An 11,372-nucleotide genomic window follows, 5' to 3' on the forward strand; every position below is an offset into this window, starting at 1 on the left:
CCACCTCCACCGCAAACAACGCCGGCTGCGCCCACCCCGTACGCTCCAACCCCACCCCCGACTCAATCACCTCACGCAAACCAGACCCGAACAGCCCACACACCTCATCCAACGCCTCCGCGAACACCGGAAACACCGCCGCCAAACCAGCACCCATCCCCACCCGCTGCGCACCCTGACCCGTGAACACCACACCCAACCGCGCATCCGAACCCGCCTCACCCGACACCACGAAGGGCGACTCGACGCCGTCGGCCAGCGCCCGCAATTCCTTGGCGAGTTCGTGCGGACCCGCGGCCAGGACCACCGCGCGGTGATCCAGCAGAGCGCGCCGATCGGTGAGCGCCCCGGCCCACGCGGTCACGGGTAGGTCGTCGCCCGCGGCGGTAACGGAGTCGGCCACCGCGGCGGCGAACGACCGCAACGCCTCCGGGTCCGCCGCCGACAGCGGCACCCCGGTGCGGCCGGTCGGCACGTCGGATCCGGCGACCGGCTCGGTCGACTCGGTCGACTCGGTCGACTCGGTCGACTCGGACGACTCGGACGACTCGGACGACTCGGACGACTCGGACGGCTCCTCGATGAACTGCTCCAGCAGGATGTGGGCGTTCGTGCCGCTGACGCCGAACGCCGAGACTCCGGCGCGGCGCGGCCGATCCGGTACCGTCCACTGCTGTTGCTCGGTGAGCAGCCGGACCGCGCCGCTCGACCAGTCGACCCGCTCGGCGGGCCGGTCGACGTGCAGGGTGCGGGGCAGCAACCCGGCCCGCATCGCCATCACCATCTTGATGACGCCGGCCACGCCGGACGCGGACTGGGTGTGCCCGATGTTCGACTTGATCGAACCCAACCACAACGGCCGGCCCTCCGGCCGATCCTGCCCGTACGTCGCCAGCAGGGCCTGCGCCTCGATCGGGTCGCCCAGGGTCGTACCGGTGCCGTGCGCCTCGACCGCGTCCACGTCGTCCGCGGCGAGACCGGCATTGTCCAGCGCGGCCCGGATCACCCGCTGCTGGGACGGACCATTCGGCGCGGTGAGCCCGTTGGAGGCACCGTCCTGGTTGACCGCCGAGCCACGCACCACCGCCAGCACCCGGTGCCCCAACCGCTGCGCGTCCGACAGCCGCTCCAGCAGCACCAGACCGACACCCTCACCCCAACCCGTACCATCGGCCGCCTCGGCAAAGGACTTGCACCGGCCGTCACCCGCCAGGCCGCCCTGCCGGGAGAACTCGGCGAACGCCATCGGGCTGGCCATCACGGTCACGCCGCCGGCCAGCGCGAGCGAGCACTCGCCGTCGCGCAGCGAGCGCACGGCCAGGTGCAGCGCCACCAGCGAGGACGAGCAGGCGGTGTCCACGGTGACGGCCGGCCCCTCCAGGCCGAACGTGTAGGACAGGCGCCCGGACATCACGCTGGGCGCCTCGCCGGTGAGCAGGTACCCCTCGTAGCCCTGCTCCCCCTGCAGCGACGCGCTGTACCCGGAGGAGTTGCCGCCGACGAAGACACCGGTGCGGCTGCCGCCGAGCGAGCGCGGGTTGATCCCGGCCCGCTCGAAGGCCTCCCACGACGTCTCCAGCAGCAGCCGCTGCTGCGGGTCCATGGCCAGCGCCTCACGCGGCGAGACGCCGAACGGGGCCGGGTCGAAGCCGCCCGCGTCGTACACGAACCCGCCCTCGATCGCCCGCGCGTCGGCGTCCGGCCGGTACATCCGGTCGGTGTCCCAGCCGCGGTCGGTCGGAAACTCGCCCATCGCGTCGACCCCGTCGGCGACGAGGTCCCACAGTTGATCGGGGTTCGTCACCCCACCCGGGTAGCGGCACGCCATGGCGATGATGGCGATCGGCTCCCGGCGCTCGGACTCCGCCTTTTGCAACCGCTGCCGGGTCTGGTGCAGATCCGCGGTGACGCGCTTGAGGTACGCGAGCAGCTTGTCGTCGTCCGGCATCGGGGGCCTCCGGTTCGTTGGTCAGGAGATTCCGAACTGGTTTTCGATGAAGGCGAAGACCTCGTCGGCGGAGGCTTCCGCCAGCTGGGTCTCGGCGTCGTCCCCGGCCGCGGCATCGTCGGCCTCGCAGCGTTCGAGCAGGGTGCGCAGGCGCATCCGCAGCCGCATCCGGGTGTTCTCGTCGGTACCGGCCGAGGGCAGCGCCTCTTCGATCCGGTCGAGCTGGTCGAAGATCTCGTCCCCGCTGGGCGCGATCTGGTCGAGCAGGTGACGGGCCAGTGCCGCGGCCGTCGGATAGTCGAACAGGGCGGTGGCCGGCAGCGCCAGCCCGGTCGCGGCACGCAGCCGGTTACGGACCTCGACGGCGGTCACCGAGTCGAACCCGAGTTCCCGGAACGGCCGGGAACTGTCGACGGCCTGCGGACCGGCGTGCCCGAGGGCGGCCGCCGCCGTGGCGCGGACCAGGGTGAGCACGGCGTCCTGCCGCTCCGCCTCGGGCAGGGCGCGCAGCCGGGCCAGCTCGGCCGGGGCGCCGTCGCCCGCCGGATCCGCCGCCGACTCGCCCGCGGTGGGCGCCTGCGCGCGTCGCGGAAGGTCGTCGAACAGCGGCCGGGGCCGGGCAGCGGTGAAGACCGGCAGGAAGCGGTCCCAGTCGACGTCGGCGACGGCCACGAAGTCCACGCCCCGGTCGAGGGCCTGGCGCAGCGCGGCGACCGCGTTTTCCGGATCCATCGGGCGCAGGCCCCGCCTGCGCAGCTGGTGTTCGCCTTCGTCGCCGGCCATGCCGCCGCCGGCCCACAGGCCCCAGGCCACCGAGGTGGCGGCCCGTCCCTGGGCGCGTCGCCGGGCGGCGAACCCGTCCAGCCAGGCGTTGGCCGCCGCGTACGCGCCCTGTCCGGCGCTGCCCCACACCCCCGAGTTGGAGGAGAAGAGCACGAACGCGTCGAGGCCGTCGCCGAGCAGTTCATCGAGGTGGCGGGCGCCGGTGACCTTGCCGGAGTACATCTGGGCGAAGGTGTCCGCGGTGTCGTCCGGGGTCCCGGTGGTCTCGTCGAGCGTGCTGGCCTGCGGGATGCCCGCGGCGTGCACCACCGCCGACGGCAGGTGGTCGTTGGCGCGCAGGTCGTCCAGCAGGGCGACCACGGCACCCCGGTCGGCCAGGTCACAGGCGGCGATGGTGACGCCGACGCCGGTGGTGGCCAGTTCGTCCCGCAGTTCCCGGGCGCCCGGTGCGTCCTCGCCCCGGCGGCTGGTGAGCACCAGGTGCTCCGCGCCCGAGCGGGCCAGCCAGCGGGCCACGTGCGCGCCGAGGGCGCCGGTGCCGCCGGTGATCAGGACCGTGCCCTGCGGCTTCCAGGCGCCGCCCGGGCCAGACTTGTCAGTGAATCCGGCGGGTACGAGGCGGCGGGCGTGCACCCCGCCGGGGCGGATCGCGACCTGGTCCTCGACGCCGTCGCCGGCCAGCACCCCGGCGAGGAGGTCGGCCGCGGCCTCGTCCCATGCCTCGGGCAGGTCGACGAGACCGCCCCAGAGCGCCGGATATTCCAGCCCGACCACGCGGCCCAGGCCCCAGAGGGCGGCCTGGTCCGGGTCGGGAGTCTCGTCCTCCGTGATGGCGACCGCGTGCCGGGTGATCAGCCAGGCCGGCGCGGTCAGCCCGGCATCGGCCAGGGCCGGTGCGAGCTCCGCGGCGGTGGCGAGCACCCCGTCTGCGGGGCCGGACGCGGCCAGCAGCGCCACGCCGCTCACCGGGCCGGCCGCGGCGAGCTGACCCAGCTCTGCCGCGAGGGCGGGCCGGCCACCGGCCGGTACGCCGAGCGGTACCACCTCGGCACCGCGTGCGGCCAGGGCGTCGAGGATGGCGGCGGCGTCCGGGCGGCCGGCGTCGGGCACGAGCGCGATCCACCGGCCGGCGAGCGTCGCCGGCGCGGCGGGCAGCGGCCCGTTCCACGCGATCCGGTAGCACCACTGCGCGGCCTGCGCGGCGGCGTGCCGGTCCCGCCAGTCGGCGAGCCCGGCCAGGTCGCCGTCGCGGACCGCGGCCCAGAAGGCCTCGTCCACGTCGAGCGTGGCCTGGCGGGCCGGCTGCGGGTCGAGCCAGAACCGGGTGCCGTCAAAGGCGTACGTGGGCAGCTCGACCGTGCGGTGGCCGGTGCCGGTGACGAGGGTCCAGTCGACCTCGACACCGCCGGTGTGCGCCTCGGCGAGCGAACGCAGCATCCGCTCGGCGCTGTCCTCGTCGCGCCGCAGCGAGGACAGGACCAGGCCGTCATGCCCGGCCGCGTCCAGGGTTCCGGACAGCGCGAGGGTGAGCACGGGATGGGGGCTGCACTCCACGAAGGTGTCGTAGCCGTCGTCGGCCAGTGCGCGCACGGCCGGTTCGAGCAGCACGGGCTTGCGCAGGTTGTCGTACCAGTAGCCGGCGTCGAGCACGGTGGGGTCCACGGGGCCGCCGGTGACGGTGGAGCAGAAGGTCACCCCGGCCGGGCTGGGCCGGACCGTGCCGAACAGCTCCGCGAGTTCGTCGCGCAGGCGCTCGACGTGCGGCGAGTGAGAGGCGTAGTCGACCGGGATGCGGCGGAAGCGGATGCCGTCGGCGGTCGTCTCGGCCTCGAAGGAGTCCATCGCGTCCACGTCGCCCGAGACGACTACCGTCTCCGGGCCGTTGACCGCGGCGACGACCAACCGGCCGTCGTACCCGGCGAGCCGGGCGGCGACCGTGTCGGCGGACGCGCCGACCGAGGCCATCGCGCCCACGCCGGAGAGCGCGACCAGAGCCCGGCTGCGCAGGGCGATGAGGCGGGCGCCGTCGTCGAGCGACAGCGCGCCGGCGACCACGGCGGCGGCGATCTCACCCTGGGAGTGGCCGATGACCGCGTCGGGGACCACCCCGTGGGCGCGCCACACCTCGGCGAGCGACACCATGACCGCGAACAGGGCGGGCTGGACGAGGTCGACCCGGTTCAGGGCCTCGGCGTCGGCGAGCAGCCAGGGCCACAGCCGCTCCGGCTCGGACAGCGGCGTCTCGAGATGCGGCAGCAGCGCCTCGGCGCAGGCCGTCATGCTCTGAGAAAACACCGTCGACACGTCGAGCAACTCCAATGCCATACCCGTCCACTGCGACCCTTGGCCGGGGAAGACAAACGCTGTCTTCCGCCGCCGGTTGGCGGCTCCGGTGACCACGCCCGGCGGCATTTCGCCGTCGGCCAGGCCATTGAGCAGAGCGCGGAAACCGCCTTCGTCGCGAGCAACCAGAACCGCCCGCCGCTCGAATGTAGAACGGGTGCACAGCAGCGAATACCCCACTTCTGCGAGGTAGCCCCCCTGGTCTGGGGCACCCCCTATCGCGGCGGCCAGCCGGCCGGCCTGCGCGCGCAGCGCGGTGTCGGTGCGGGCGGACAGGACCCAGGGCAGCGGCGCCCCGGTCGACCACGATCCGGTGGTGGGCCGCGGCGCCGGGTCCGCCACCGGCGGCTCCTCCAGCAGTACGTGCACGTTGGTGCCGCTCATGCCGAAGGACGAGACGCCGGCCCGGCGCGGGGCCTGACCGGCCGGCCACGCGCGCTCGTCGGAGAGCAGGCGCACGGTGCCGGCGGACCAGTCGACGTGGGTCGACGGCTGGTCGATGTGCAGGGTGCGCGGCAGCACCTCGTGGCGCATCGCGAGGACCATCTTGATCACGCCGGCGATGCCCGAGGCGGCCTGGGTGTGGCCGATGTTGGACTTCACCGATCCGATCCACAGTGGACGGTCGGGGTCACGGTCGCGCCCGTACGTGGCCAGCAGCGCCTGCGCCTCGATCGGGTCGCCCAGGGTCGTGCCGGTGCCGTGCGCCTCGACGACGTCCACCTCGTTGGCGCCCAGGCCGGCATGGGCCAGCGCCTGCCGGATCACCTTCTGCTGGGACCGGCCGTTCGGGGCGGTGAGTCCGTTGCTGGCGCCGTCCTGGTTGACCGCGGAGCCGCGGATCAGGGCGAGCACGGGATGCCCGTTGCGGCGGGCGTCGGCGAGCCGCTCGACCAGCAGCACGCTGATGCCCTCGGCCAGGCCCATCCCGTCGGCGGCCTCGGCGAAGGCCTTGCAGCGACCGTCGGGGGCGAGCGCCCGCTGCCGGCTGAAGGCGACGAACGAGCCCGGGGTGGACATCACCGCCACGCCGGCCGCCAGCGCCAGGTCACACTCGCCCTGGCGCAGCGCCTGGGCGGCCAGGTGCAACGCGACCAGCGACGAGGAGCACGCGGTGTCCACGGTGACGGCCGGGCCCTCCAGGCCGAGCGTGTAGGAGATCCGGCCGGAGACGACACTGGCCGCGCCGCCGGTGAGCAGGTGCCCGGCGGAGGTGTCCGGTGCGGCCAGGCCGATGCCGTAGTCCTGGTAGTTGGTGCCGACAAAGACTCCGGTCGGGGTGCCACGCCTGGTACGCGGGTCGATCCCGGCCCGCTCCAGCGCCTCCCAGGTGGTCTCCAGCAGCAGCCGCTGCTGCGGGTCCATCGTGACGGCCTCGCGCGGGGAGATCCCGAAGAACGCGGCGTCGAAGTCACCGGCGTTGTACAGGAAGCCGCCCTGCCGGGTGTAGCTGGTGCCCTCGTTGTCGGGGTCGGGGTCGAACAGGGACGCGTTGTCCCAGCCACGGTCGGTCGGGAAGACCGAGATCGCGTCGCGGCCGTCGGCCAGCAGCTGCCACAGGTCCTCGGGCGAGGCCACCCCGCCCGGGTACCGGCAGCTCATCGCCACGATGGCGATCTGCTCGTCGGCGGCGACCGGCCCGGCCGTGACCGTGTCGGTCAGCGCCGCGCCGGTCAGCTCCGCGTCGAGGCGGCGGGCCAGGTCCTCTGCGGTCGGGTGGTCGAAGACCACGGTCGACGGCAGCGACAGGCCGGTGGCGGCGTTGAGCCGGCCGCGCAGGTCGACGGCGGTCAGCGAGTCGAAGCCCAGTTCGCGCATTGCCCGGTCGGGCGGCACGTCGTCGGCCGAGGCGTGCCCGAGCACCGCGGCGGCGCGGGAGCGCACCAGGTCGACCAGAACGTCGAGGCGCGCCGCCGCGCTCAGGCCCGCCAGGCGTGCCCGGATCGGGGTGTCCGCGCCGCCGTCGGGCGTGGCGGACGGGGCCGCGGCGAGCGCCTGCCGCGCCTGCGGGATGCCGTCGAGCAGCGGGCGGGGCCGGGCCGCGGCGAAGACCGGCGCGAAGCGTGGCCAGTCGATGTCGGCGATGGCCAGGAACGTCTCGTCGTCGGCGAGCGCCCGGCCGAGCGCGTGCAGGGCCCGTCCGGGGTCGAGGAACGGCAGCCCCTGGCGGATCAGCCGCTGCGCGTCGACGTCCTGACCGGTGCGGGCCTCGGCCCAGGCGTTGACCGCGGCCCAGACGCCCCAGGCGATGGTGGTGGCGCGCAGGCCGCGGGCGCGGCGCCGCTCGGCGAGCGCGTCGAGGTGGGCGTTGGCCGTGGCGTACGACGCGTGTTCGCCGCTGCCCCACACCCCGGCGATCGACGAGAACAGCACGAAGGCGTCCAGGTCGCCGGTGAAGATGGCGTCGAGGTTCTCCGCCCCGGCCACCTTGGCGTGGGCCACGGCGGCCAGCCGGTCCGGGTCGGTACCGACGACGCTGTCCAGCTCGATCAGCGCGGCCGCGTGGATCACGGTCCGGATCTCGTGGCCGGCGTCGGTCAGCTCGGCCACGAGGGCCCGCAGCGCCTCCCGGTCGGCCACGTCGCAGGCCCGTACCGTGACCGGAACCTCCAGCTCGGCCAGGGCGGCGGCGCCGGGCGCGTCCGCGCCGCGGCGGCTGAGCATGACGACGTGCTCAACGCCGCAGCCGGCCAGCCAGTTGGCGATGTGCGCGCCGAGCGCGCCGGTACCGCCGGTGACCAGCGCGGTGCCGCGCAGGTTCAGCGGCCGGCCGGAGCGCGGCGGGCGGGCCCGCACCAGCCGGCGGACCAGCGCGCCGGCCGGGCGCAGCGCGATCTGGTCCTCGTCGCCGCCCCCGGTGAGCAGCGCGGCGAGCTGTGCGCCGGTGCGGCCGTCCAGGGCCGCCGGCAGGTCGATCAGGCCGCCCCAGCGGTCCGGGTGCTCCAGGCCAACGACCCGGCCGAGTCCCCAGATCTGCGCCTGGGCGGGGTCCGGCGGCGCGTCCTTGGCGCCGGCCACGACGGCGCCGGTGGTCAGCAGCCACAGCGGGGCGGACACTGCCGCGTCACCGAGCGCCTGCGCGAGCAGCAGCGTGGCGACCAGTCCGCTGGTCAGACCCGGGCGAGCCGGGTCCGGCCGGTCATCGACGGCGAGCAGGCTCACCACGCCATCGATGTCGGCGCCGTGGCCGGCGAGCTGGTTGGCCAGCCCGGCCCGGTCGGGGTCGGCCCCGACCCGCAGCACCTCCACGGAGAGGGCGGCGTCGCGCAGGGCGTCCAGGACGGGATGGCTGGGCGTCGCGGCAGGCAGAACGGCGAGCCACCGGCCACCGGGCCGACCGTCGGCGGAGGTGGACCGCGGCTGCCATTCGATCCGGTACCGCCACGAGTCCACAATGGACTCATCCTGCTGCCGGCGGCGCCAGTCCGACAGCGCGGGCAGCAGGTCGGCGAGCGAGGCGTCCTCCTCCACGCCGAGGACCTCGGTCAGCAGCTCGAGGTCGGCGCTGTCCACCGCCTGCCAGAAATCGTCATCCGCGGCGGGCGCCGCGTCCTGCTGCTCGGCCACCGCGTCCGGCTCCAGCCAGTAGCGGCGGCGCTGGAAGGCGTACGTGGGCAGCGCGGCCACCGGCGCGGCGGGGAACACGCTGGCCCAGTCCACCGGCAGGCCGCGCACGTGGGCGCTGGCAACCGACAACCGGAACCGGCCGAGCCCGCCGTCGTCGCGGCGCAGCGATCCGCCGGTCGCGGCGGTGACACCGGCGTCGTCGAGCACGTCGCCGATCGAGACGGTGAGCACGGGGTGCGGCGACATCTCCAGGAAGTGCCGGTACCCGGCCCCGGCCAGCGCCCGCACGGCGGGATCGAGGCGCACCGTGCCGCGCAGGTTGCGGTACCAGTAGTCGGCGTCCAGCCCGGTGCCGTCGACCCACTGGGCGGTCACCGTGGACAGCATCGGGATCTCGGCCGGGCGCGGCCGTACCGGAGCCAGCGTGGCGAGCAGTTCGTCGCGCAGCCCCTCGATCTGGCTGGAGTGCGAGGCGTAGTCCACCGGTACCCGCCGGGCCCGGATGTCCTGCTCCGCGCACCAGGCGAGGAGGTCGTCGAGGGCCGCGGGAGGTCCGGACACGACCACCGTGGCGGGCCCGTTCACCGCCGCGATCTCTACCGGGGCACCGGTCTGGGCGGCCCACTCGGTGACCCGCTGGGCGGCGGCGGACACCGACACCATGCCGCCGGCCCCGGACAGGGCCCGCAGCGCCTGGCTGCGCAGGCCGACCACGCGGGCGCCGTCGGAAAGGCTCAGCGCGCCCGCCACGACGGCGGCCGCGATCTCGCCCTGGGAGTGGCCGACCACCGCGTCGGGCCGTACCCCGTGCGCGCGCCAGAGCTCGGCCAGCGACACCATCATCGCGAACAGGGCCGGCTGCACGACGTCCACGCGGTCCAGCGGTGGGGCGTCCGGGGCGCCGCGCAGCACGTCCAGCAACGACCAGTCGACGAAGGGCGCCAGCGCCGCGTCGCACTCGGTCATCCTCTGGGCGAACACCGGCGCGGTGTCGAGCAGGGCGGTGGCCATGCCGGGCCACTGCGCGCCCTGCCCGGGGAAGACGAACGCCACCTTGCCGCCGGGCAGGGCGGTGCCGGTGACCAGGCCGGGGGCGTCCTCGCCGGAGGCCAGCGCGGCCAGGGCCGCGCGTACCGACGACGGGTTGTCGCCGACCACGGCCGCCCGGTCGGGGAACTGGGTACGCGAAAGGGCGAGCGTGGCGCTCACCCCGGTCTGGTCGGTGGCCGGATCGCCGTCGAGGTGGGCGAGCAGGCGGGTGGCCTGGTCGCGCAGGGCGGCCGGGCCGTTGCCGGACAGCAGGATCGGCAGCGCCTCGGGCGCGGCGGGCTCGGCGGTCGGCTCCGGCTCGGGCGCCTCCTCCAGCACGATGTGCGCGTTGGTGCCGGAGATGCCGAAGGAGGAGACCGCACCGCGGCGCGGGGACCCGGTGGTCGGCCACGGTCGCCCGTCGGTCAGCAGGCGTACGGTGCCGTCGCCCCAGTCGACTTGGCCGCTGGGGTGCTCCGCGTGCAGGGTGGGCGGCAGGGTGGCGTACCGCAGGGCCTGGACCATCTTGATCACGCCACCGATGCCGGCGGCGGCCTGGGTGTGCCCCACGTTGGACTTGAACGAGCCCAGCCACAGCGGGCGGTCCGGGGTGTGCTCCCGGCCGTACGTGGCCAGCAGCGCCTGCGCCTCGATGGGGTCGCCGAGCGCGGTACCCGTGCCGTGCGCCTCGACCGCGTCGACCTCGGAGGCGGCCAGCCGGGCGTCGGCGAGCGCGGCCCGGATGACCCGCTGCTGTGACGGGCCGTTCGGCGCGCTCAGGCCACTGCTGGCGCCGTCCTGGTTGACCGCCGACCCGCGGATCACCGCGAGGATCGGGTGGCCCAGCCGCTGGGCGTCGGAGAGCCGCTCGACCAGGACTATCCCGGCGCCCTCCCCCCATCCGGTGCCGTCGGCCTCGTCGGCGAACGACTTGCAGCGACCGTCGGCGGCCAGGCCGCGCTGGCGGCTGAACTCGACGAACATGTCGGGGTTGACCATGATCCCGGCGCCGCCGGCCAGCGCCAGCGTGCACTCGCCGCGCCGCAGCGACTGCACGGCCAGGTGCAGCGCCACCAGGGACGACGAGCACGCGGTGTCGACGGTGATCGCCGGGCCCTCCAGCCCGAAGGTGTAGGCGAGCCGGCCGGACACCACGCTGGTGGCGTTGCCGGTCATCAGGTGCCCCTCGACGCTGCGCAGCGCCTCGCCGGCCCCGGTGCCGTACCCCTGGTAGGCGGCGCCGACGAAGACGCCCGCCCGGCTGCCGCGCAGCGTGCGCGGCACGATGCCGGCCTGCTCGAACGACTCCCACGCGACCTCCAGCAGGAGCCGCTGCTGCGGGTCCATGGCCAGCGCCTCGCGCGGGGAGATGCCGAAGAAGCCCGGATCGAACCCGGCGACGTCGTAAAGGAACCCGCCCTCGCGGACGTACGTCGTGCCGCTGTCCTCGGCGTCGCCGAACAGCCCGTCCGTGCGCCACCCGCGGTCGGCGGGGAAGCCCGCGATGGCGTCGGTCCCGGTGGCGACCAGGTCCCACAGGCCCTGCGGCGTGTCGGCACCACCGGGGAAGCGGCAGCCCATGCCGATCACGGCGATCGGCTCGCCCGCCGCGGCCTCCAGCTCGTCCACCCTGCGCCGGGCGCGGCGGAGGTCGGCCGTGACCTTGTTGAGGTAGTCGCGGAGCTTATCGTCGTTGCTCATC

The 11,372-nt window shown here is 74.9% G+C and carries 1 protein-coding gene and 1 pseudogene; both read right to left on the reverse strand.

Going from position 1 to position 11,372, the window contains the following annotated elements; genetic code table 11:
- Positions 1-1,948: type I polyketide synthase (locus ABEA87_RS41080; protein WP_345639200.1), on the reverse strand; the 1,948-nt coding region annotated here is incomplete at its 3' end.
- Positions 1,949-1,969: 21 nt separating this feature from the next.
- A pseudogene (locus ABEA87_RS41085) lies at positions 1,970-11,365 on the reverse strand (type I polyketide synthase); the annotation flags it as partial.
- Between the last annotated feature and the right edge of the window lie 7 nt (positions 11,366-11,372).

The sequence above is a fragment of the Rugosimonospora acidiphila genome, from assembly GCF_039543385.1.
Taxonomy (GTDB): domain Bacteria; phylum Actinomycetota; class Actinomycetes; order Mycobacteriales; family Micromonosporaceae; genus Rugosimonospora; species Rugosimonospora acidiphila.